This window comes from Neosynechococcus sphagnicola sy1, from assembly GCF_000775285.1.
Taxonomy (GTDB): domain Bacteria; phylum Cyanobacteriota; class Cyanobacteriia; order Neosynechococcales; family Neosynechococcaceae; genus Neosynechococcus; species Neosynechococcus sphagnicola.
Map to the genome: position 1 here is coordinate 1 of NZ_JJML01000033.1, position 22,021 is coordinate 22,021.

Consider the following 22,021-nt stretch of genomic DNA (forward strand, 5'->3'; position numbering starts at 1 on the left):
GCGATATGAGCGAACCCATCTACTCCAGTGACCTAAGTGACAAAGAATGGGCAATTTTAGCCCCACTGATTGCGCCTGGGAAACCGGGTGAACGTCCCCAGCACAACCGACATGAGAGGCGTTTGTAACGGCATCTACTATCAATTGAAAAGCGGCTGTCAATGGGAGATGCTACCCAAGGAGTATCCGCCGAGTTCAACCGTTTATTCCTACGACCGCAAATGGCAACGCCGAGGGTTGTGGGAGCAGTTCAACCACACCCTGCGTGACCAAGTGCGAGAGCAGATGCACAAATGCCCGCAACCCACAGCGATTGCAGCCGATAGCCAGTCGGTGAAAACGGCGGAAACAAAGGGGAGGTGTAAGGGTTTGATGGCGGTAAGGGGGTGAAAGAGCGCAAGCGGCAGGTGATTGTGGATAGTCTGGGACTGCTGTTGAAAGTCGTTGTTGCCTAAGCGAATGGGGGGGACGGGTCTTAGGGGCGTATGCCCTGATAGAGTTAGTGGAAGAGCATCCCGAAGTGCTTGAGCAGGTGGACGTATGATGGGTAGATGCAGGGGATAGGGGGGATAAGTTTGCCCTCGTCGTGGGGTTGATGCTGCAAGCTCGGGTGGAGGGGATGCAAAGGCTCACCGAGCACTTTGAGCTGTTGCCCAAGCGCTGGGTGGTGGAGCGGACATTTGGATGGCTCAATTGGTTTCGGCGGCTGAGCAAAGATTATGAGCGGTTGCCGGAAATGAGTGAGACTGCCATTTATGCGGCAATGACGCGGATTATGCTGCGACGATTAACCGCCTAAAGATTTACTTTATAAATAGCCTCTGAGATGTGTCAGGCAGTCATCTTGAGGGGCATTAGGAAATTTTTCCTTCGGATCGCACTCCCATTTTTTGTCAACGCTGCAAGCAGCGGGGAATTTACCCGTTCCAGAGTAAAGTGATCAAAATCGATTAAGTGGAAAATTAATAGGTTTGATTAGAGTTCCACTTGCACAGATTCGATAGTTTGACTGATAGGAAAACCCATGATTGCTCAAATTTTGTATCGTATTTAATCAATTAGCCCACGAAATAAAACACCCGTCTAGAAAACTACAAATAGAAACAGAGTTGTTAACGCGACTTCAGGTAAGCAGCTCTCAAAGTCAACAGATTAAATCAGGAGAGCATCATGGGTCTAGATGATAGAGCTAAGGCAACCGCCCAAAATATCGAAGGTAAAATCCAAGAAGCAGCAGGAGATCTGACAGGAGATCCCAAAGCACAAGCAGAAGGTAAGGCAAAACAGGCAGAGGCAAAAGTTCACCATACTGTCGAAGACGTGAAAGATGAAGTCAAAAAAATTGCTGACTAATCTAAAGTCTGTTGTTGAGAATAGCTAGGCTGCACCATTGTTAAACGGCATTAAAAAATGTTACTGAGACTCTGATTTCAGAGTAACTATTTCTCAAGAAGTGGTTACTATTGAGATAAGTGAATCACTAGTATAAGACGGTGTAAATAAACCCAGTGCTACCAGAATCCGTAGTTCATTGAAGATGCGGATGATCTATCTCTAGGTAAGTTTATACCGTCATGTACTAGAAAGATTTTGTCTCTCAAAAGAGCCTAGACAGCTTCTAGTAATCATCGATTGTATCACTGAATCCATTAAATTCGTTTAGGAGTAAATGATGATTTCACTACAAAATGTTGGTAGATTTTTCCTCAACATAGGTTTAGTTGTAATGCTAACAATGGTCATGGCATTTAGTGTTGCATCTGCCAATAGTTGGGCTACAACATCACTCACAAAATTGATGAGCCAACCGCAGACTCATATTGCCGCAATGAATCGAGCAGAAGAAATTACGAAGAACATTGGAGACAAAGCACAAGCGGTTATGGACAAGATGGGAGGTGATTCTAAAGATCAGAGTATGGGAGGAAGCAAAGAATTGGAAGCAAAAACTGAAACAGCAATCAATAACAGTATTGAGAACCCTAACTATCAACCTGGAGGCAAAATCCAGAAAGCAGAAAACCAAGCAAATGAGTCAGCAGCAGATATAAAATCTGGGGTTCGTGAGGCTTTCAAATAAAGACCTATTTCTCATGCCATGGCTTCTTTATAGACCAGTAAATGATTTGTACAGGGCGGTTGAAATAGACGGGATACAACTGAGTTTGTGACTATTCAAAGAAGCCAGGTATAGCGGTTCTCGGTGGAGTGCAGTATACTCCTATTCCTGAAGCTTTTTCCAGTCAAGAATCGACTGTACTTCACCAGCTTAATAGCCGCCATATCTTATCCTCAGTCATATTTCACTATCGATCTCAATTGCTAGGGTTATGTTTCTCAAAAGTGATATCAACATCCAGCAATTTATCATCCATTGGCCGTTAGATCTATCAAATACATCTTGGAGTTTAAATATGAGCTTACTTCGACGGCTTCGCAACCTATTTCTCAGCATGAGTTTTGCTGTAACCTTCGCAACTATTATGGCTTTTAGCTTTGGTTCATTAGAAGGCTGGGCTGCAACGTTACCCACGCAACTTATCAGTCAACCACAGACTCATATTGCAACAATGAATCAAGTTGAGGCAATCTCGAAAAATATTGAAGGTAAAGCTCAAGCAGCGATCGGAAATATAACAGGTAATCCTAAAGATCAGATAATCGGAAAAGCAAAGCAAGTCGAAAGTCAGATTCGAAATGTAACAGAGGATAAGAACGAAAAGATTAATTTAAGAGGGAGGACAAAGGCGGTAACAAAAAATATTGAAGGCACAGTTAAGGAAGCAAGAGGTCAGGTTACTGGTAACCGCAAAGACCAGGTCTCAGGAAAAGCTAACAAAATCGAAAGCCAAATTATCAATACAGTAGAAGATGTGAAAGATAAAGTTCAAGATATCCTTAATTAAGGATCTTAGGATTGACTTAGTGGATATAACCAACATTTACACTGACAGAGTTTTGATTACCTTTATCTGAATAGGAGAGAAACATATGCCGAATATCATCTGGACTGTTGCTGTTGTACTTGTCATTCTTTGGTTACTAGGTTTCTCAATTCACATAGGCGGCAGCTTAATCCACCTACTCTTAGTTTTGGCACTGATTGGGATTGTGTACAACTTATTTGTAGGGCGACGATTGATCTAATAACCGTTGTGGCTTGGTTGCAAGTAAAAACTCTAAATTGCAAACAAGCCACGATATCTAACTCAATTTTAATATCACAAGTTTTCCGACTTGTCGTGTAGTTGCCAATCATCTAACTCACAAAATATAACACTAATAAGCAGTTTAAAAATCACTTCATACCTTACCTGAAGTGATTTTTAAGAAAAATTAAAATTCACTTCGGTCAAAGTTTTCCTGGATTAAAAGCAGCTTCAAATCCTCTAATCAGGAGGCAGTATGTCTGAGCTTAATGGTGTCATGATGCAATATTTCCACTGGTATTACTCCTCGGATGGAAGCCTATGGAAGCAAGTTGAAGAGAAAGCGGAAGACTTAAGAAATGCTGGTGTTACCTCTCTTTACTTGCCTCCCGCTTGCAAGGGAGCCGCAGGCGGCTACGATGTAGGGTATGGAGTATACGACTTATTTGACCTTGGTGAGTTTGATCAAAAAGGCTCAATTCGGACAAAGTACGGCACAAAGCAAGAATATATTAATGCAATTAAAAAGGCACAAAGTCTTGGGATCAGAGTCTACGCAGATCTCGTTTTTAATCACAAGTTGGGTGCTGACGAAGAAGAGGAAATGGAGGCAACACCTTTCAATCCTGACAATCGTAATGACACTGTAGGCGAATATCAAACAATCAAGGCCTGGACGGGGTTTACTTTTCCTGGTCGAGGTGAAAAATACTCCAGTATGAAGTGGCACTGGTGGCATTTTGATGCGATTGATTACAATTCTTACAATGCTGACGAGAACGCAATCTATTTATTTAAGGGTAAAGAGTTTGATCGCAACGTTAATTTAGAAAAAGGAAACTTTGATTATTTAATGGGTTGCGATTTAGACATGAGTCACCCTGAAGTGGTTGGAGAGCTGAAATACTGGGGTGAATGGTACATTAATACGACAAATGTAGATGGATTTAGATTTGATGCGGTAAAACATGTTTCTGCTGATTTCTTTCGAGAATGGTTAGAACACATCAGTAAACACGCCGAAAGGGATATTTTTGCAGTGGGTGAGTACTGGTCATACGATGTTGAGGCTCTTAATAGTTTTATCGAAACAACTAACGGCAGAGTCACACTTTTTGACACCCCGCTTCACCAAAACTTTCACATTGCAAGTAATATGGGTAACGATTATGATATGCGCCAGATCTTTGACAATACGCTGGTGCAGCACCAACCTACCCTAGCGGTAACATTTGTAGAAAATCACGACTCTCAACCACTACAAGCTCTAGAGTCTGTTGTTGAATCTTGGTTTAAACCACTTGCCTATGGGTTAATTTTACTGAGAAAGGATGGTTACCCATGCATCTTTTACGCTGATTATTATGGTGCTGACTATAAGGATATAGGAAATGATGGAGAAGAGCATGAGATTTGGATAGATAGCCTTAAGTTCTTGATTGACAAGATGTTATTTGCTCGTAAGACTTTTGCTTACGGTGATCAGTACAATTATTTTGATCACCCTAATACAATTGGCTGGACACGATTGGGGAATGATGAAAAACCCGGTGGAATGGCAATCGTTCTCAGTAATGGTGATGCTGGCAGTAAATACATGGAAGTCGGACAGCCCAACCGTACCTATATCGATATTACCGAGCACAGTGATAAATCCATTGAAACCAACGAAGAAGGGTGGGCAGAGTTTCGATGTGAGGCGGGGTCAATATCGGTTTGGGTTCCAAATTAGCCCATGAAATAGGGTGTTAGATGAATTTTTCATGATGGCGCTAAATAGTACAGCGGATTGCACGTCCATTAGGCACAAGCATATTTTCAAAATTCATTGTTCAGAAAGGGTTTCAGGCTCTCTTCTGTGTTCAGTGCTTGAGCTAGCCGCTGTATATTTGGCGAACTATTGGCTAATTTTTTGTAGTACGATTTGGATGACCATTCAATTTGATTGCTGCGATCCTCAATTTAGAGTTACCCCGACCCGCTTGATTCACGCAAGAGGTCTAAATGTATTCACTTTAGTGGTGCAGCAAACTTTTCAAGCTTCGCTTGAAACTGGAATTTGACTCAAAATATGGCTGGGTATCCACCCACCTGCGTTTGCCTCTGGCAACCACCTCCACCCTTTGGGCCGTAACCTAGAGAGTCGCGATCGCCAAAATGAACCACAGTCGAGAGCGTGGGTAGACCGAGCGAATCTCAGATTTATGGATATTCCAGCCAGAAGAAAACGCTTCAAAATGGTTTCCAAGATTTTGAGGCTTCTCAACCTAAAGGAAGGACTTCTGAAGGCTGAGGTACCCAAGAAAATATTAAGGATTGTAGCGAATTGACACCTGCACAGTTGATAACTATAGTGTAATAGAGCTATAAAAAGATGTGACAAGGTCTAGAATTACCCCGCTGAGAAATTGCGATTTCGGTTCTACCGCAAGCTAGAGAGCTTTGGCTAAAGCTTCTGTACTGAGTTGCCGCTGCCAATCTTGTTGAAAAGTAGGGCAGTAACTTAACCCAAGTTTTAATGCGTTTGAGTCCAAAAACCCTGACGTATCGAGTCTCTGTGGATGAATTTAGCGAGGATTTCAAGATTTATCCAGAAGACGAGTGACGAGTAACATTGCGAGGTATTCCTATGAGTCAGTTATCCGTTCGATTGCGAGAAGGGACACAACAGTCCCATACGGCTGCTGAAAATACTGCCTATATGAAATGCTTTCTCAAAGGCATTGTTGAACGTGAACCGTTCCGTAAATTGCTGGCCAATTTATATTTTGTCTATAGCACCCTGGAAGCAGCCTTAGACGATCACCGCAACCATCCCCAGATTGGGCCGATTGTCTTCCCAGAGTTAAATCGGAAGGCCAATCTAGAGCGAGATTTGACTTTTTACTATGGCGAGGACTGGACCGAACAGATTGCTCCCTTGGATGCTGGCAAAACCTATGTGGCAAGGCTACAGGACATTGCTGAGCGCGATCCTGTACTTTTAATTGCCCATGCCTACACTCGTTACATGGGCGATCTGTCTGGCGGTCAAAGCCTTAAAAACATCATTCGTTCTGCCCTTAATCTCCCTGCTGATCAAGGCACCGCCTTGCATGAATTTGAGCAGATTCCCACCCCAGAGGCACGACGCGCCTTTAAGGAAACCTATCGTCAAGCCCTGGATTCCCTACCTCTGGATGAGACGACGACTCAACGCATTGTCGATGAAGCAAACCTGGCATTTCAGCTCAACCGCAATGTCATGCATGCCCTGGAAGCCGATGTCAAAGCGGCGATTGGCGAACATACCTTCGATTTACTCACCCGTCAGGATCGGCCAGGGAGCACGGAACCCCATCGTCCCGGTCATCCCACCGTGGCTCTCGCAACGGCGGAATAAGGAACACCACTAAACGTATTTAAAGGAATCGCTCCTCCATGAAACTGTTGTCGCAAACGGTTCAGTTTGACACGGATCTACTGCAAAAGTATGACCAACCCTTACCCCGGTATACCAGCTATCCTCCGGCGACGGAGTTGACGGCAGACTTTGATGAATCCTATTTTCGAGCTGCCATCGCCCTCGGTAATCTCAAAAAAACCACCGCTTTCGCTCTACTGTCACATTCCGTTTTGCGAAACCCCTTGCTACTTCTGCGGGTGCAACACAATTATTACCCAGCAGAAAAAACGTTGCCGATCCTTATTTGGAGTATGTTTCACGCCATATTCAACAAGTTTCTGCCTTGATCCACCCCGAGCGTCAGGTCAATCAATTACATTGGGGCGGTGGTACGCCCAATTACCTCAATAGCAGTCAGGTTGAATTTCTCTGGTCTACTTTCCAGCGCTACTTTAACTTTGATTCGGCTGCCGAGATCTCCATTGAGATCAACCCTAGCTACATTGACAAGAACTATCTGGTTCTCCTCAGACAGTTAGGATTCAACCGCATTAGCTTTGGCATTCAGGACTTTAATCCCCAGGTACAAGCAGCGGTGAATCGGGTGCAGCCAGAAGCCATGTTATTCGAGGTCATGGACTGGATTCGCGATGCTGGATTTGAAAGTGTGAACGTGGATCTGATTTACGGTCTCCCCTATCAAACCCTAGAAACCTTTCAAGATACGGTGCGAAAGACCCTACAACTGAACCCTGATCGGGTGGCGGTGTTCAATTTTGCCTACGTACCTTGGCTGAAGCCTGTCCAAAAGAAAATGCCCCAAGAGGCAATGCCCAAGGCGGCTGAAAAACTCAAGATTTTACATATGACCATTGCCGAACTCACCGCAGGGGGATACGTATTTATCGGCATGGATCACTTTGCCAAGCCTAACGACGAACTGGCGATCGCCCAACGGGCTGGACAGCTCCACCGCAACTTCCAAGGCTACACGACCCAACCGGAATCGGATTTGTTGGGGTTTGGTGTTACCTCCATCAGTATGTTGCAGGATGTCTATGTCCAGAATCGCAAGCGGCTGCCGGAGTTTTATCAGGCCATCGATGCCGATTGCCTCCCGATTGAAAAAGGCGTTCGCCTTCATCAGGACGATGCCATTCGCCGCACCGTGATCATGGAACTAATGTGCCAGTTTCGTCTTTCGGAACATGCCTTAGAGGAAAAGTATCATCTCGGCTTTGATCTGGACTTTGATACCTACTTCCGGCCGGAGATTCCTGCATTACAGGCCCTGGAAGCCGATGGGTTAATCAAACGATTTCCTGGGGGCTTTGAAGTAACCTCGGTGGGTCGATTACTGATCCGCAATATTGCTTCGGTGTTTGATACCTACCTGAGAAATCAGCAAGTTGAGCGGTTCTCGAAGTCCGTTTGAATTGTCCTCAGTTGCAGAACCGGGAGGATTGCCATGCGAATTCTGATGATTCAACCCAACTATCATGCCGGGGGGAGCTGAAATTGCCGGAAACTGGCCGCCCAGTTGGGTACCCTATGTGGGTGGAGCCTTAAAGCAAGCGGGGTTTACCGACCTTCAGTTTCTGGACGCCATGACTAATTATGTCGATGATGCGGCCTTGGCCCAGAGGATTGCGGACTATCAACCGGATGTGGTGATGGCGACGGCCATTACCCCGATGATCTATCAGTCCCAGGAGACACTGAGGATTGCCAAACACGTCTGTCCCCAAGCAACAACCATTATGGGGGGAGTGCATCCCACCTACATGTACCAGGAAGTCCTCAGTGAAGCCCCCTGGGTGGATTACATCATTCGGGGCGAAGGGGAAGAGATCAGCGTTAATTTACTGCGGGCGATCGCCAATGGTACGGATGAGTGCGATCACAAAGACATTCTGGGAATTGCCTTCCTAGAAGCTGGCGAAGTCGTCGCCACCCCTGCCCATCCGCCGATCCATGACCTCAATACCCTGACCCCGGATTGGAGTCTCCTGGAGTGGGATAAATACATCTACACTCCCTTGAACGTGCGCGTTGCTGTGCCCAACTATGCACGAGGCTGTCCCTTCCGGTGTCGATTTTGCTCCCAGTGGAAGTTCTGGCGCACCTATCGTTCCCGATCACCGCAAAATTTTGCCGATGAAATCGAACGATTGGTAAAGGATCACAACGTCGGATTTTTTATCCTGGCCGACGAGGAACCGACGATTAACAAAGCTAAGTTCGTTGCCCTTTGTCATCAACTCATCGATCGCAACCTTGGGGTTCACTGGGGGATCAATACCAGGGTGACCGATATCTTGCGGGATGAGCATGAACTCGCCCTCTACCGTCAAGCGGGATTGGTTCATGTCTCCTTGGGAACCGAAGCAGCCGCCCAATTAAAGCTAAATCTGTTCCGTAAAGAAACCACGATTGAAGATAACAAACGTGCCGTACAACTACTGCGACAAAACGGCATTGTCGCTGAGGTTCAGTTCATTATGGGGCTGCCCAATGAAACCCTAGAGACCATCGAAGAAACCTATCGAATGGCAATTGATTGGCAGGCAGACATGACCAACTGGAACATGTACACTCCCTGGCCATTTGCGGAATTATTTGAAGAATTAGGCGACAAAGTAGAAGTGCGAGACTATTCCCACTACAACTTTGTAACCCCGATCATGAAACCGGATGCCATCACCCGGGAGGAATTGCTCAAGGGCGTTTTGCGGAACTATGCCCGCTTCTATTTCCGCAAAGCCTGGGAATATTGGTTCATTAAAGATGCCTTCAAGCGCAATTACTTGCTCGGTTGTCTGAAAGCGTTTGTTCAGACTACCCTCAACCAACGCTTCTATAACTTGAAACGCATTAAGCGTAAGGGGCTAGGAGCAGAAATTGACTTTGGCTTTGATCCAAAGAGAATTCTGACGCCGGAACAAATTACTCAGCAGAAGCAATCCCATCCTGAACGGGCCGCCGATGTGAATTTCACGGGGAATATGCCCACCTGGAGTCCCATCAATGATCCCAATTCTAATTGTGAAATCACGGCCTGTGGTGCTCCCAATGATTTACCGGACTACACCGAAGCAGCGACAAAGGAGGAAATTCCCATCATTAAAATTTAACGGCTGCGCTACACCGACGCTGCTCACCGATTTTACCTTTGCAAACTTGACGTTAGATCCCTTGTGGTTGAGGAGAGATTGACCCTTTATGACATCTAATTCATTGTTAACGACCCCTGAGAAACCCCAAGGTTCAGGTCTCCATTGGCTCACGGTGTGTTTTTTTGCCATCGTTCACGGGTTGGCTCTGCTGAGTCCCTGGTTTTTCTCCTGGTCTGCTCTGGGAGTCACCCTGTTGCTTCACTGGCTGTTTGGCAGTATTGGCGTTTGTTTGGGGTATCACCGTCTCCTGAGCCATCGGAGCTTTCAGGTACCCAAAGCCCTGGAATATGCGATCGCCCTGCTGGGTGCCCTATCCATCCAGGGTGGGCCAATCTTTTGGGTAGCTGGACATCGTTTACACCACGCCTACACTGAGGATGAAGATAAAGATCCCTACTCAGCTCGACGCGGCTTTTGGTGGAGCCACATGCTGTGGATTTTCTATCCTCGCCCTGAATATTTTGATCCTGAACACTACCAGCGATTTGCCCCTGATCTGGCCCGAGATCCGTTTTACCGTTGGCTCGATCGCTACTTTTTGTGGCTCCAGCTCCCCTTGGGACTTTTACTCTATGCCATTGGCGGTTGGTCATTTGTGGTCTGCGGCGTCTTTCTCAGAGCGGTGCTCCTCTGGCATACCACCTGGCTGATTAATTCCGTCACCCATCTCTGGGGTGGCTATCGCACCTTTGCTACAGACGACACCACTCGCAACCTCTGGTGGGCAGCGATCCTGACCTACGGGGAAGGCTGGCACAACAACCACCATGCCTATCCCCAGGTCGCCAAATGTGGCTGGCGTTGGTGGGAACTCGATACCACTTGGTGGGTGATTCAACTGCTCAAGACCTTGGGTTTAGCCACCAAGGTCAACCTGCCACCCGCGCAAGCTATCCTCAACACCTAACACCTCACAACACTTTAGGGAGCCAGGGCATACAGTCGTGTCCTGGCTTTTTCTCACCCAAAAACCTCCATTTGCTTCAACAGAGCATTCAGAGACTGCTTAGCGAGGATTATTTTCAATTAGAGGCCAGTTCAAGCGACGTCTTGGTTAGTGACTGAGGCAGTCTAGCGGAAGGGAGGGGCGTACATCAAACCACCTCGTGTCCATAGATTGTTCAGCCCCCCGGGGGAGGTTTAAGGGAGTTCCCGCACCCAGCGATCGCTCGTAGATCTCCCCGTAGTTGCCCACCTGTTTAACAATTCGGGTGGCAAAATCATTAGGCAGTCCTAAGCCTTGGCCCAGATCCCCTTCTAAACCTAAGAAGCGACGGACAACAGGGTCTTTGCTCTGGGCAAATTGATCAACATTTTTAGACGTGATGCCGAGTTCTTCGGCTTCAATCAGCGTGTAGATCACCCACTGCACCACCGCTGCCCACTTGTCATTGCCTGCTGCCACTGCCGGGGCTAAGGGTTCCTTCGACAGCACCACATTGAGAATTACATGGTTCTTGGGGTCAGGAAATTTACTGCGGCGAGAAATCAATTGGGAGCGATCGGAGGTGACGGCTTCGCAGCGGCCTTCCAGGTAAGAGGTATAGGCTGTATTCACATCCTCAAAAACCACGGGTTGGAAAGGGATGCCCCGTTGCCGCATTTGGTCCGTAATATTCTGTTCGTTGGTGGTTCCAGTTTGGGTGCAGATGGAGCGATTTTTTAGATCGGCAAGGGACTTAATGCCACTGTTCTGGCGAACCATGATCCCCTGGCCATCATAGAAGACAACAGGTGCAAAGCTCAGACCAACGGTGGTTGCCCGACTTAATGTCCAGGTGGTGTTGCGGCTGAGAACATCAACTTCTCCGGTTTGTACCGCCGTAAATCGTTCTTTAGCGTTGAGGTTGCGGAATTCAACAGCGTTGGCATCATTAAACAGGGCAGCGGCGATCGCCCGACAGACATCTACATCTAACCCAGCGTAACTGCCGTCCTGGCCGACAAAACTGAACCCAGGGAGTTCTCCACTGACCCCACAGATTAACTGACCTCGGTTGAGCACCGTGTTGAGATAGGTCGGGGATGCAGTTGCAGAGGGTGTTTCCGGAGAACCACTCGAGGTGTTGGGAGCTGGTTCACAGCCAACCAGGGAGAAGATTGTCAGAGTGACGCTGAACAAAGATAACAGGGAAGCCCACGGACGCATAGTCAATCACTGACAACTTTTTGGACTTAATATATATGGGCTTACTGCCAGAATGCTTGGCGTTCCATCGCTAACTCGCGAATCAGGATCAAGCGAGAGTCGATGTAAGCACTGAGCACATGGGCCTCATCAGGATTGAGGGACGTTTGCATCTTTAACTGCTTCAGCAACCATTGCACCAGACTGGCATCGTCTAACTTTAGCAGAATGCTGCTTTGGGTGGTTTCGATCAACGACCAGAATCGTCGCAGGAGAGAGGGAGTCATACGACCTCCACAGAATTTAAGATTTTCTTCGCTTTTACACCATACCTGAGTAATCAAATAACAGATCTGGGATCACATAAGATGATACAAGAGTTACAAATCTGTTAATGAACCGATCTATAACTTGAACTTGTCGGCATAGAGATAATCCTCAAAGTGTTTGCGGCAAAAGGTTTCGGTAGTTTTATTAGTTTACCTACCTTCATGACTGGACGTTAAGCTAGAACAGTCATCCTGCCGCATATATTGTGTCACGGTTGCTGTCATGTCTGCGATCGCCCCGCGTCAACAGCTTGTCCTGTCCCAGCTCTTCAGACAGCTAGCCCATGGGCTGCCTGTCCATGCCTGGGGGTTGGGTCTGTTACCAGTGGTTGGCATCGGGACTCCGGCTCTAAGTGCCGAGTACGTTAATGTATCCTACGGGGCGTTAGAGCGTTCGATTCCGGTGGCTTCCCTGGAAATCTATGCTCAAACAGGCATTGTTGATCAGGATCTGGCGGGCTATATTCGATTCCTGAGCCCAGAACAGCGGCCCAAGTTACGCCAGATTTTGCTAGCACGGGCTGACTTGAGCCATGTCGCCGTTTCTAAGTTTCTTGACACCCCCCAGGGTGAAATTTTACTCAAGCGGCTGGGAGCCGTAATTCGCACCGATGCCACCCAAACCGGATTTTATGCCCTCCGGGGGGCGTTGGTCTTAGCGGCTGCCCGTCCTCCAGGGCTTACCTTGCTGAACGTGCTGCGTCAGTTTCCAACCCACAGTCTGCGGATTGATTTAGGTCGAAGCCTGCAAATTGCCGGAGATGTTGAAAAGCTTGTGAGCCAGACCAACCAGGTGACGACAGCGCTGACTCAAATTACCCAGGTGGTCACCCAAGATCAGGATGTGACAAGTTTGGCAGACCTGCGGGAATCTGGAACCTTTGGCTGGCGGCTGAAATCCCTAATGGTCACCGATGGCAGCCGCCACCGGAGCTTCCCCGTGGATCTCTATCTGCCACAACTCCGTTCAACACCAGGATCCTCGAAGTTGCTAGCGGCTCCCGTGATTGTGATCTCCCATGGTTTGGGGTCTGACCGTACTACCTTTGCCTATCTGGCTCGACATTTGGCCTCCTATGGATTTGCTGTGGTTGTACCTGAACATCCGGGGAGTAATGCCGAGCAGATGCAGGCATTAATGACTGGGAAGGCCAATCAAGCGGTCAAACCCTCGGAGTTTATTGACCGACCGCTGGATATTAAGTTTTTACTCGATGAACTCCAGCGACTGTCTCAGACAGAACCGTGGTTGCAGGGACGACTCAACCTTAAACAGGTTGGTATCATGGGTCATTCCCTGGGGGGATATACCGCCCTGGTACTGGTCGGGGCTCCCATTGATTGGCGGCAACTGCAAAATGCCTGTCAAAGGGAGGCCGATACCCTCAACCTCTCCCTGCTGCTCCAGTGCCGAGCCTTGCAGCTGTCCCAGCCCCTCAATGGTTTGCAGGACAGCCGTGTCAAAGCAGCGATCGCGCTTAACCCTATCTCCAGCGGTATTTTAGGCCCTGACAGCCTCCGTCAAATTCAAGTACCCGTGATGCTGGTAGCGGGGAGTGCGGACACCATTGCCCCTGCCCTCTTAGAGCAAATTCAGCCGTTTACGTGGCTCACCAGCCTGGATCGCTATCTCGTCTTGATTAGTGGCGGCACTCACTTCTCAACCACTGGGGAAGCAGTTCCCGGTAGTAAACCCCTGCCGATTCCCTCCCAGGTGATTGGCTTCAATCCCTCCGCCAGTCGCCGCTACATCCGGGCATTCAGTGTGGCATTTTTTGAAACCTACGTTGCCAACCGTTCCCAGTATCGATCCTATCTCAGTGTTGATTACGCCAGAGCGATCAGCACTCCCCCTCTAGATCTGAGTTTGATTCACTCCCTGAGTGCAGATCAACTGACACAATTGATCAAGACCTCCCTGATGCCATCCCAGAAGTCCCATTAGACATTGAGGGGTCTCAGCAATCCGCTATAATCGAGAACTGAATTTTAACGCCGATCTCCCTCAGTGCTGTGCCATCGACCCCTTTCCTTGGTCAAGCCGTTGATTATGTAACGTCTTTGTAGCGACCCACTATGGCAACTATCAACGATAACTACCTGAAGCTCAAAGCAGGCTATCTGTTTCCCGAAATTGCCCGCCGGGTCACTGCCTTTGCCGCCGCCAATCCCGATGCCCAGATGATTCGTCTGGGGATTGGCGATGTCACCGAACCTCTCCCTGAAGCCTGTCGAACCGCCATGATCCAGGCAGTGGCAGACATGGGCGATCGCAATACCTTCAAGGGCTATGGCCCAGAGCAGGGCTACGCCTGGTTGCGGGAAAAAATTGCCCAGCACGACTTTCAATTGCGGGGGTGCGAGGTCGATGCATCAGAAATCTTTATTTCTGACGGCTCAAAGTGTGACTGCGGCAATATCCTGGACATTTTTGGCGACAACAATACCATTGCTGTCACCGATCCGGTCTATCCCGTGTATGTTGATACCAACGTCATGGCAGGCCATACGGGGGATGCCAACGAAAAAGGGGAATATGGTGGCTTAGTTTATCTGCCGATTGTTGCCGAGAATGATTTCACCGCTGAGATTCCTGCCCAAAAGGTCGATCTGATTTATCTCTGCTTTCCTAACAATCCCACAGGTGCTGTTGCCACCCGTGACCATCTCCAAGCTTGGGTCAACTATGCTCGCGCCCACGGCTCGATCATTTTCTTTGATGCCGCCTACGAAGCTTTCATTACCGATCCGGCCATTCCCCACTCAATCTACGAAATCGACAGTGCTAGAGAGTGCGCGATCGAGTTTCGTTCCTTCTCGAAAAACGCTGGCTTTACAGGCACCCGTTGTGCCTTCACAGTTGTCCCAAAAACCCTGACTGCCCAAGCTGCGGATGGTTCTGCGGTTGAACTCTGGAAACTCTGGAATCGTCGTCAGTCCACCAAGTTCAATGGGGTATCCTACATTGTGCAACGAGGGGCGGAAGCGGTCTATTCCTCTTCAGGGCAGACTCAAATTCAGGCCCTTGTTCGTTTCTATATGGACAATGCCCGGATGATCCGTGAGCAACTCACTGCTGCTGGGCTTGTGGTTTACGGGGGAGTGAATGCCCCCTATGTCTGGGTCAAAACCCCCCGATGGACTCTCTAGCTGGGACTTCTTTGACCAGCTCTTGCACACCTGCCACGTTGTCGGTACTCCTGGTTCGGGCTTTGGGGCTGCTGGAGAAGGCTATTTTCGGATTTCAGCATTTAATTCCCGAGAGCATGTAGAAGCGGCAATGGCACGAATTATTGACAAAGTCAAGAGATAAAGCTGCGGTGGGCAATCCCCACCTCCCTGGAAAGCAACATCCTATCCATCACCCCACCCTCACGGCTGAAGCCGTTGCGAGTTGTAGCATCTCACCAATAATCAAGGCTGCTAACTGATCATCAATCGCCCGCCACTGAGGGTCGGTTGCCTTGCCGTCCTGCCACTGAAATACAACCTGACTGAACTCAATACAGTCTTGTCTGCTGCCATCGTTGGGGTCGTGCTCAATCCATGTGAGGCGATCGGGATTCAGCTGAAAGTCTTGCACAATCCGAGTTGCCAGTTGTTCTAATTTATAGGGAATAAACCACCCAGTTTCACAACCCCTATCAGACACCATAACAATCTTATGTCCAGGATGTTGTTGGAAAATACGTAAATGGCAATGGAGTTGCCAAACATAACCATCTTGTCCGGGAACATTACATTGATAGAGTTGATCCACAATTCTCATGGTTAGCATCATTGAAACAACAGGCATCTAAACCTATGGGTCAGCGAGTCAATCGGGCATTAATAATGATGAGCAATCACTAGGGCATGGTTTCGAGTGAGAAGATTGAGTTCTGATTCCAGGGAGACTGGAGTCCAGCAAGATTTTTCATTGAAGAGAGGCATTTCCTGCCAGCAGCTCCGGCAAAACCAATAGGTCTCGTGGTGGCGGGTATGGCGAAGCATGGGGTTGGAGCAACAAGGGCAAGCGTTCATGGTAAATTCCTTTCATAAAGCAGCGGGGTAAAATCATCATTCACACGAAGGGGTTTAATGAAGTTCTGCAGTTTTCAATAATTGGAGCTTATTAGGAGATTCTGGAGAAAGCTTGGAGAATTGGGGAGCTTTAATTACGTTTCCCAACAAAAACATCATTGTATTTATCAACATTAGTAACAAAACTAGGCACTGGTTTCCAAAGAGGTGATGATTCACCGAGAGCCATGTCTAACAGGGCGTTGAGCTGATTTATCCCGAATTTCTTGAAAACCTCATCTGGAGAAACTTTCTGACATCTATCACCCTTTATCAGTCCAGCGCCCAAAACCGCTGGGGATGAAAAACCGGAGTCTTTGACCCCTAAACTATTATCTTCAATCAATGTTTGAAATCGGGTATCAATTGGTGTTTGAAAATGCTTAAATTCCATGAATTAAATTGCAGATGAGAAATTGTTATAGTGACCCCTTGTGACATGAAGTACACCTGATTGAGACAGGAAAAGGGTTTCAGCTTGTTAGTTGTGCCACACTTTTTTAACTAAATGAAGTTTTACAACGGATCTCGCTTACCATGCCATTGCTTGAGCAATTTGCTTGACGAGCACTATTGGCAGAAAGGGCTTCGAGATCGTCAGTACCACCCCCAGTTTTGGTAACAGTTGGGGGTTGGGCAGGTAGCTGTTCGCTGTTAAAAGTACTACCGGAATGGGTTGAGTTTCAGGATTGGAGCGCAGCTGTTGCAGAAAGGCAAATCCATCCATCTCAGGCATCATGACATCAAGTACGATCGCATCTGGTTTTTCAGTACTGGCCTGTTGCAATGCCTCCTGTCCTGAGGTTGCTGTTAAAACTTCCCAGCCTCCCAGACGCTGCAAGCAGGCTGCCACCACTTCTCGGATCGCCTCTTCATCATCGACGACTAAAATTCGTTTGGATGTCACACCAAACGCCCCCACCGTCTGGTTCTGGCCAGCCTGATGTGTACAAAGCATCTTCGGATCACTTGTACTAACATACCTAAGGATTTAAATTCTAAACGTAGCAGCGGTTCTAACTTAGACGAAGAACATGGAGAAAGTTTGGAGAAACCCCCAATTTTCTTAAGAAAAGATAAAATTACTTTCGCTTGTTTACACCTCTTTTCTCCTAGCAGCTGACTGATTCCCAGCCAAACCCTATCCAGATCGGAAGAAAAATCAGGTGAGATCCCAAGGATTACCCAAAAACAGGTTTGAGTGAACGGTCTGCATTTTGCTTACGGGGAAGCTGATCACCCAGCCGACTCGCATTTTCTCGGAGGATATGGAGAATACTGCCTCGAACCAGGACTTCCAGGCGTAATCGCTCTGCTATCGGAGAATTGTGGGGATTTTTAGGTTTGCTTTGGGAAGCTGAGTCCCCTTCAACCCCGTAAAGATGAGGGAGTTGACTGAGAATATGAGCAATCAGCTTTTGCTGAAATTCATGAATCGCAAAAACGAAATGATAAGGGTACTCAGGATAATCATCCAAGACATCCTCAATGGCTTGAACGACTCGTGGCAATGTCAAGTTAGTAGATTCGTGCACCATTTTTGTCCCCAATTCAAGATCGTTAATGATGAACAGCATTGACGCATTGGCTTGACCCATACCTGATGTGATGCGCCGCAAAGGGGATGTTGGCAGGATACTGCCGTCTATCCCTAGGTTGAGCCTTGAATCAGTTGTAAATTAAAGGTAGACTAAAAAAGATGGAGAAAGTTTGGAGAAACTTCTCGCTCAGATCAAGAAATGTAAACATATTTATACTTTTATTAATCAATGCCAGCCCAACAAGCGACTAATTTCCTGGGAGATCTGAACTGGATCAAAGGGTTTAACAATGAGTCCCGCAACACCGAGCCGTTGATATTGCAATTGCTCGGTGGGTTGAACTTTGGCCGTGAGGAAGATGACAGGAATAGAGGCTGTCTCGGGGTTGATTTGAAGCTGTTCCAGGGTTTCTAGCCCGTCCATTCCTGGCATGGAGACATCTAGCAAAATGGCATCGGGGAGTGCAACCGCCGCTTGTTGGATGGCTTCTATGCCAGAGGCAGCTACCATGGCTTCCCATTTGGCCAGTTTGATCAAGCAGGTTTGCACGACCTCTCGGATACGTTCTTCGTCATCGACGATCAAAATTCGTTTCGTGGTCATTGCCCCAGTTCCTTCCCCTGATTTAAATTTAGTGGGGTTGCAGCGGCAAGGTAAAGAAAAAAGTGCTGCCCTGACCCCAAATGCTCTCGACCCAGATTTGACCACCGTGTTGCTGCACAATCGACTGACAGATTGCCAATCCTAACCCTGTACCGCCCTGATCGCGGGAGTCCGAGGCATCCACCTGTTGGAAGCGCCCAAATATGCTTTCTAGTTTATTGCTAGGAATGCCGCGCCCCTGATCTTGAATGGAAAAGAGAATGTGGCGGGATGCCGGGATCACGGGATGACGAGACAGCGGTGGAAAAGGAATCTCAGCATCTCTCGCACTCACCATCTTATCCTCCCTGACTGCTGCCCTGAGCCAGACGATGCCCCCAGGGGATGAAAATTTAATGGCGTTGCTGAGGAGATTGGTCAGGGTTTGGATGATGCGATCGGGCGCTACCCAGATCTGAATGGACAAGGGATAGATGACTAATATGACACCTGCTTCCTGGGCGCTGGTTTCCATGACTTCGATGGATCGCTGCATCAGGTCTGCGGCATCACACCATTCTCGAACCAGAGAAACTTTGCCCGCTTCTAATTTTTCTAGGTCGAGCATGTCGTTCACCAGTCGCACGAGGCGTTCGGTGTCGATCGCCGCAATTTCAATCATCCGCCGCATGGCCTCCGGTTCATCGTCCATCACCCCGGTTGCCAGCAGCCCCAGTGATCCTCGGATCGAGGTTAAGGGGGTTCGCAATTCATGGCTGACAATCGAAATAAATTCGTCCTTGAGTTTCTCAACCGCCTGCCGTTGAGTGATATCTTCCCCAATGCCCATCACCCCCACCACTTCGCCCGTGGGGTTGCGCAACAGCGTATGGCTCCAGTTAATGACTTTTTCTTCCCTAGATTTGGTTAAAATCCTCGTTTGCGCCGACGGAAAAGATTCCTGCCGGAGATTTTCCTGAAACTGCCGGAATTGCTCCTGGGCTAGATCCGGTAAGACCAATAAATCAAACCAGTTTTGACCAATCATTTCCGGCTCTGTATATCCGGTTAATTTCAGCAGGCAGGGATTGGCGGCATTGATGGTGCCCCTGGTGTCTGAGTTGAAGACTGCCAGGTTACTGCTCTCAAACAGCGATCGCCAGCGTCGTTCAGCTTCTTGTAAAACCGCAGCGGATTGCTGGCGTTCTTGTAGTTCTAGTTGCAATTTTTCGTATAGCTCAGATTGCTGGATGGCGATCGCCAATTGATTGGCAATTTGTTTAACCAAGTCAATCTCAACCTCTTGCCAGGGACGAGGTGCGGAGCATTGATGAATACATAACAACCCCCAGAGGTTGTCTCCATTCAGCAAAGGCACAATTAGATTGGCTCGGATCTGAAACCGTGCCAAAACATCCCGATGACAGTCGAGAAGCCCAGCGGTTTCGATATCATCGATGGCTTGGATTCTGCCCTGTTGATAGTAGACGGCATATTGCTCTCCAAAGCAATGGTCGTGAATTCTAATTTCTAAAACAGAGTCAAATCCTGCCGTCACGGATTCTGAGACAAACTCACCGTCGTCGAAGTTGGCATCGGGATAGAACTTGAAGATACCGACCCGATCCGCATGGATAAATTGACGAATTTCTTCGGAAGCTGTCCTGAAAATAGTCTGGAGATCCAGGGATTGACGAATTCGCTGACTCATTTCTAAGAGTAAAGATTCTCGCTCAGCCTGCTGGCGAATCACGTCTTCAGCCTGTTTACGAACGACTTCGTCGCGCTTGGCGGCGCTGATATCGGTGTTGATTTCCAATACCTTAATCGGCTTCCCGATCTGATCTTTCTGCATCACCCAGCGACTATCGACAATCAGCATCCTCCCATCGCGGTGGGTATGAACCAGTTCCCCTTCCCAGTATCCCTGCTCCAATAGCTCGGCTTGAATCTCTGCCAGCGGCCTGGGAAATTGGGTTTGCAGGAGGGTGTGGGACACTTGGCCGATCGCCTCTGCTTTGGTCCAGCCATACATGAACTCTGCACCCTGGTTCCAGAACGTGATCACATCATTCAGATCGTGGGTCAGAATCGTGTCGTGGGCGAGATCCAACAATTGTGCCTGTTCGTGCAGAATCAACTGAGTGTGTTGCTGATCTAAGAGGGTTTCCAATAGGCGATTGTTCACCCGAGTCAGTTCGGCGGTGCGTTCTGCCACTCGTTGCTCTAATTCCCCATTCAGCTCTTGGAGTGCTAACTCCGCCTGCTGACGTTGTTTGAGTTCCGACTGAACCTGCTCAAATAAGGTTGATTGCTGCAGCGCAATGCTAACCTGGTCAGCTAACTGTTGCAGCAAATCAGTTTCTGAGGTTTGCCACTGGCGAGGGGCTAAACAGTGGTGGGCAACCAGTAACCCCCACAGCTCATCTCCCTGCAAAATCGGCACCACGATATTTGCCTGCACTTGAAAATTTACTAGGAGTTGCAGGTGGCAGGGGCTGATGCCAGCCGTATAGATGTTAGATTTCGCTGTCACCAGCCCGTGTTTAAAGGGTTCGACATAGGATTGGCCAAAGCAAGGGTCTTCGATCTGGGTTCCTAAAATTGATGTCCAATTGGTTCCCACCGACTCCACAACAACGGTGCCGTTCCAGGTAGGGGAAAATTTGAAGATAATCACCCGATCAGTTTGCAGGTAATTTCGCACTTCATCCACGGTAGTTTGGAGCGTGTCTTGCAAATTCAGCGATCGCCGAATCCGTTGGGTAATCTCCATCATCAGGTGTTGATGTTCTAGTTGCTGTTGCAGCATCTCCTGGGCTTGCTGGCGTTCTCGCAGTGCTGCCTGCTGAAGGCTAATATCGTAGTTAACCCCAATCATCCGTTGGGCTTCACCCTGGGAATTGCGTTGCACGATGGCATTGGCTTTCAGAGTTCGAAGGGTACCATTGGGGCACACAACTCTAAACACCGGATCGTAGTCTTTTTCACCTCGAATCGCTTGTTGAATGGCCTCCCTTGCCATGGCCTGATCCTCGGGATGGACGCTGGCTTCCCATGCCTGATAGGCTCCTAAAAAGTCTGCGGGATCAATGCCATAGAGTTCATACATGCGATCGTCCCAGACCAGATGGTCATTGACGATATCCCAGTCCCAAATCCCCATCCAGGCAGATTCTAAGGCCAGCCGCAGCTGTTCTTCCCGGTGACGCAGCACGGCCAGGGTCTGATCGGTGTTGGCGGTCAGGGCTGCAACTTGCCGCTGAAGTTCTCCCTGTTTAATGACACTGTGAAGTGCCAGTCGTAAGGTCTCAGCGGTCAGGGTTGAATGATAGAGATACTGGTGGGCACCCTGTTGCAATGCCTGCGCCACCCAGTCCTCGTTTCCTCCCTCGATCAGCATCACCACGGGTAGATCGGGGCAGCCAATCTGAGGTTGGAGGGCTTGCAGGAACTCCAAGCCATTCAGATCGGGCAGTAAACCGTTCAGCAAAATCGCATCGGGTTGGGCAATCCGGTATTGTGCCAGTCCGGCTGCCCCGGTGTCTGCCTCTAATAGGGTATAGGTGTAGCGATTGTCTTGCAACAGATAGTGACGCAGCCGTTGCCGCTCTTCCGGAGAGTTCTCCACCATCAGAACGGTGCGCGATGCTTGAATCATGGCTTTGC

The 22,021-nt window shown here is 48.3% G+C and carries 16 protein-coding genes and 5 pseudogenes; 12 read left to right on the forward strand and 9 right to left on the reverse strand.

Going from position 1 to position 22,021, the window contains the following annotated elements:
- Positions 1 to 5 precede the first annotated feature (5 nt).
- From DO97_RS23235 to DO97_RS13810, 10 genes and pseudogenes are all read left to right on the forward strand, one after another.
- A pseudogene (locus DO97_RS23235) lies at positions 6 to 799 on the forward strand (IS5 family transposase).
- 371 nt (positions 800 to 1,170) lie between these two features.
- Positions 1,171 to 1,353: a CsbD family protein gene (locus tag DO97_RS13775; protein ID WP_036534414.1), complete on the forward strand. Its 183-nt coding sequence runs from the start codon at positions 1,171 to 1,173 to the stop codon at positions 1,351 to 1,353.
- 316 nt (positions 1,354 to 1,669) lie between these two features.
- A complete protein-coding gene (locus DO97_RS13780) occupies positions 1,670 to 2,080 on the forward strand; it encodes a hypothetical protein (RefSeq protein ID WP_052128740.1) in 411 nt (136 codons plus the stop codon).
- 373 nt (positions 2,081 to 2,453) lie between these two features.
- Positions 2,454 to 2,906, forward strand: a complete 453-nt coding sequence (locus tag DO97_RS26745) for a CsbD family protein (protein ID WP_239651742.1) — start codon at positions 2,454 to 2,456, stop codon at positions 2,904 to 2,906.
- 85 nt (positions 2,907 to 2,991) lie between these two features.
- Positions 2,992 to 3,147, forward strand: a complete 156-nt coding sequence (locus DO97_RS23985) for a lmo0937 family membrane protein (protein ID WP_193365080.1) — start codon at positions 2,992 to 2,994, stop codon at positions 3,145 to 3,147.
- Positions 3,148 to 3,405: 258 nt separating this feature from the next.
- Positions 3,406 to 4,881 carry an alpha-amylase gene (locus DO97_RS13790; RefSeq protein ID WP_036534418.1) on the forward strand — a complete coding sequence of 492 codons (1,476 nt, stop codon included), beginning with the start codon at positions 3,406 to 3,408 and terminating at the stop codon, positions 4,879 to 4,881.
- 897 nt (positions 4,882 to 5,778) lie between these two features.
- Positions 5,779 to 6,531, forward strand: coding sequence for a biliverdin-producing heme oxygenase (locus tag DO97_RS13795; protein WP_036534421.1), 753 nt, complete (start codon positions 5,779 to 5,781; stop codon positions 6,529 to 6,531).
- Between the two features lie 38 nt (positions 6,532 to 6,569).
- Positions 6,570 to 7,969: pseudogene (gene hemN, locus DO97_RS13800) on the forward strand (oxygen-independent coproporphyrinogen III oxidase).
- Positions 7,970 to 8,002: 33 nt separating this feature from the next.
- Positions 8,003 to 9,668, forward strand: a pseudogene (gene bchE, locus DO97_RS13805) (magnesium-protoporphyrin IX monomethyl ester anaerobic oxidative cyclase).
- Between the two features lie 88 nt (positions 9,669 to 9,756).
- Positions 9,757 to 10,617, forward strand: coding sequence for an acyl-CoA desaturase (locus DO97_RS13810; protein ID WP_036534422.1), 861 nt, complete (start codon positions 9,757 to 9,759; stop codon positions 10,615 to 10,617).
- A 164-nt stretch (positions 10,618 to 10,781) separates the two neighbouring features.
- Here the strand turns inward: DO97_RS13810 and DO97_RS13815 are convergent.
- Together DO97_RS13815 and DO97_RS13820 are read right to left on the reverse strand one after the other, a co-directional pair.
- Positions 10,782 to 11,859, reverse strand: a pseudogene (locus tag DO97_RS13815) (amino acid ABC transporter substrate-binding protein).
- 41 nt (positions 11,860 to 11,900) lie between these two features.
- Complete coding sequence (locus DO97_RS13820; RefSeq protein ID WP_036534425.1) at positions 11,901 to 12,125, reverse strand: hypothetical protein; 225 nt, start codon at positions 12,123 to 12,125, stop codon at positions 11,901 to 11,903.
- Positions 12,126 to 12,390: 265 nt separating this feature from the next.
- Here DO97_RS13820 and DO97_RS13825 point away from each other — a divergent pair, with 265 nt between their 5' ends.
- Both DO97_RS13825 and DO97_RS13830 read left to right on the forward strand, forming a co-directional pair.
- Positions 12,391 to 14,112, forward strand: a complete 1,722-nt coding sequence (locus DO97_RS13825; protein WP_072016453.1) for an alpha/beta hydrolase — start codon at positions 12,391 to 12,393, stop codon at positions 14,110 to 14,112.
- Between the two features lie 131 nt (positions 14,113 to 14,243).
- Positions 14,244 to 15,480: pseudogene (locus tag DO97_RS13830) on the forward strand (LL-diaminopimelate aminotransferase).
- A gap of 48 nt (positions 15,481 to 15,528) precedes the next feature.
- Here the strand turns inward: DO97_RS13830 and DO97_RS13835 are convergent.
- The 7 genes from DO97_RS13835 to DO97_RS21200 all read right to left on the reverse strand — a co-directional run bounded on the left by DO97_RS13835 (position 15,529) and on the right by DO97_RS21200 (position 22,013).
- Complete coding sequence (locus DO97_RS13835; protein ID WP_156120577.1) at positions 15,529 to 15,936, reverse strand: hypothetical protein; 408 nt, start codon at positions 15,934 to 15,936, stop codon at positions 15,529 to 15,531.
- Between the two features lie 59 nt (positions 15,937 to 15,995).
- Positions 15,996 to 16,190, reverse strand: a complete 195-nt coding sequence (locus DO97_RS31290; RefSeq protein ID WP_072016454.1) for a hypothetical protein — start codon at positions 16,188 to 16,190, stop codon at positions 15,996 to 15,998.
- 130 nt (positions 16,191 to 16,320) lie between these two features.
- Positions 16,321 to 16,623 carry a hypothetical protein gene (locus DO97_RS13840; RefSeq protein WP_036534429.1) on the reverse strand — a complete coding sequence of 101 codons (303 nt, stop codon included), beginning with the start codon at positions 16,621 to 16,623 and terminating at the stop codon, positions 16,321 to 16,323.
- A gap of 138 nt (positions 16,624 to 16,761) precedes the next feature.
- Positions 16,762 to 17,187 (reverse strand): response regulator, encoded by a 426-nt coding sequence (locus tag DO97_RS13845; protein WP_239651745.1) that lies wholly within the window; start codon positions 17,185 to 17,187, stop codon positions 16,762 to 16,764.
- A gap of 223 nt (positions 17,188 to 17,410) precedes the next feature.
- Complete coding sequence (locus tag DO97_RS13850; RefSeq protein WP_156120578.1) at positions 17,411 to 17,767, reverse strand: hypothetical protein; 357 nt, start codon at positions 17,765 to 17,767, stop codon at positions 17,411 to 17,413.
- A gap of 228 nt (positions 17,768 to 17,995) precedes the next feature.
- A complete protein-coding gene (locus tag DO97_RS13855; protein WP_036534434.1) occupies positions 17,996 to 18,373 on the reverse strand; it encodes a response regulator in 378 nt (125 codons plus the stop codon).
- A 28-nt stretch (positions 18,374 to 18,401) separates the two neighbouring features.
- Positions 18,402 to 22,013, reverse strand: coding sequence for a GAF domain-containing protein (locus tag DO97_RS21200; protein ID WP_052128741.1), 3,612 nt, complete (start codon positions 22,011 to 22,013; stop codon positions 18,402 to 18,404).
- Between the last annotated feature and the right edge of the window lie 8 nt (positions 22,014 to 22,021).

Bases quoted from the DNA above. Each gene is read 5' to 3' on its own strand.
- DO97_RS13775 (WP_036534414.1), top strand. From the start codon at position 1,171: ATGGGTCTAGATGATAGAGCTAAGGCAACCGCCCAAAATATCGAAGGT.
- DO97_RS13780 (WP_052128740.1), top strand. From the start codon at position 1,670: ATGATGATTTCACTACAAAATGTTGGTAGATTTTTCCTCAACATAGGT.
- DO97_RS26745 (WP_239651742.1), top strand. From the start codon at position 2,454: ATGAGTTTTGCTGTAACCTTCGCAACTATTATGGCTTTTAGCTTTGGT.
- DO97_RS23985 (WP_193365080.1), top strand. From the start codon at position 2,992: ATGCCGAATATCATCTGGACTGTTGCTGTTGTACTTGTCATTCTTTGG.
- DO97_RS13790 (WP_036534418.1), top strand. From the start codon at position 3,406: ATGTCTGAGCTTAATGGTGTCATGATGCAATATTTCCACTGGTATTAC.
- DO97_RS13795 (WP_036534421.1), top strand. From the start codon at position 5,779: ATGAGTCAGTTATCCGTTCGATTGCGAGAAGGGACACAACAGTCCCAT.
- DO97_RS13810 (WP_036534422.1), top strand. From the start codon at position 9,757: ATGACATCTAATTCATTGTTAACGACCCCTGAGAAACCCCAAGGTTCA.
- DO97_RS13820 (WP_036534425.1), bottom strand. From the start codon at position 12,125: ATGACTCCCTCTCTCCTGCGACGATTCTGGTCGTTGATCGAAACCACC.
- DO97_RS13825 (WP_072016453.1), top strand. From the start codon at position 12,391: ATGTCTGCGATCGCCCCGCGTCAACAGCTTGTCCTGTCCCAGCTCTTC.
- DO97_RS13835 (WP_156120577.1), bottom strand. From the start codon at position 15,936: ATGAGAATTGTGGATCAACTCTATCAATGTAATGTTCCCGGACAAGAT.
- DO97_RS31290 (WP_072016454.1), bottom strand. From the start codon at position 16,190: ATGAACGCTTGCCCTTGTTGCTCCAACCCCATGCTTCGCCATACCCGC.
- DO97_RS13840 (WP_036534429.1), bottom strand. From the start codon at position 16,623: ATGGAATTTAAGCATTTTCAAACACCAATTGATACCCGATTTCAAACA.
- DO97_RS13845 (WP_239651745.1), bottom strand. From the start codon at position 17,187: ATGCTTTGTACACATCAGGCTGGCCAGAACCAGACGGTGGGGGCGTTT.
- DO97_RS13850 (WP_156120578.1), bottom strand. From the start codon at position 17,767: ATGGTGCACGAATCTACTAACTTGACATTGCCACGAGTCGTTCAAGCC.
- DO97_RS13855 (WP_036534434.1), bottom strand. From the start codon at position 18,373: ATGACCACGAAACGAATTTTGATCGTCGATGACGAAGAACGTATCCGA.
- DO97_RS21200 (WP_052128741.1), bottom strand. From the start codon at position 22,013: ATGATTCAAGCATCGCGCACCGTTCTGATGGTGGAGAACTCTCCGGAA.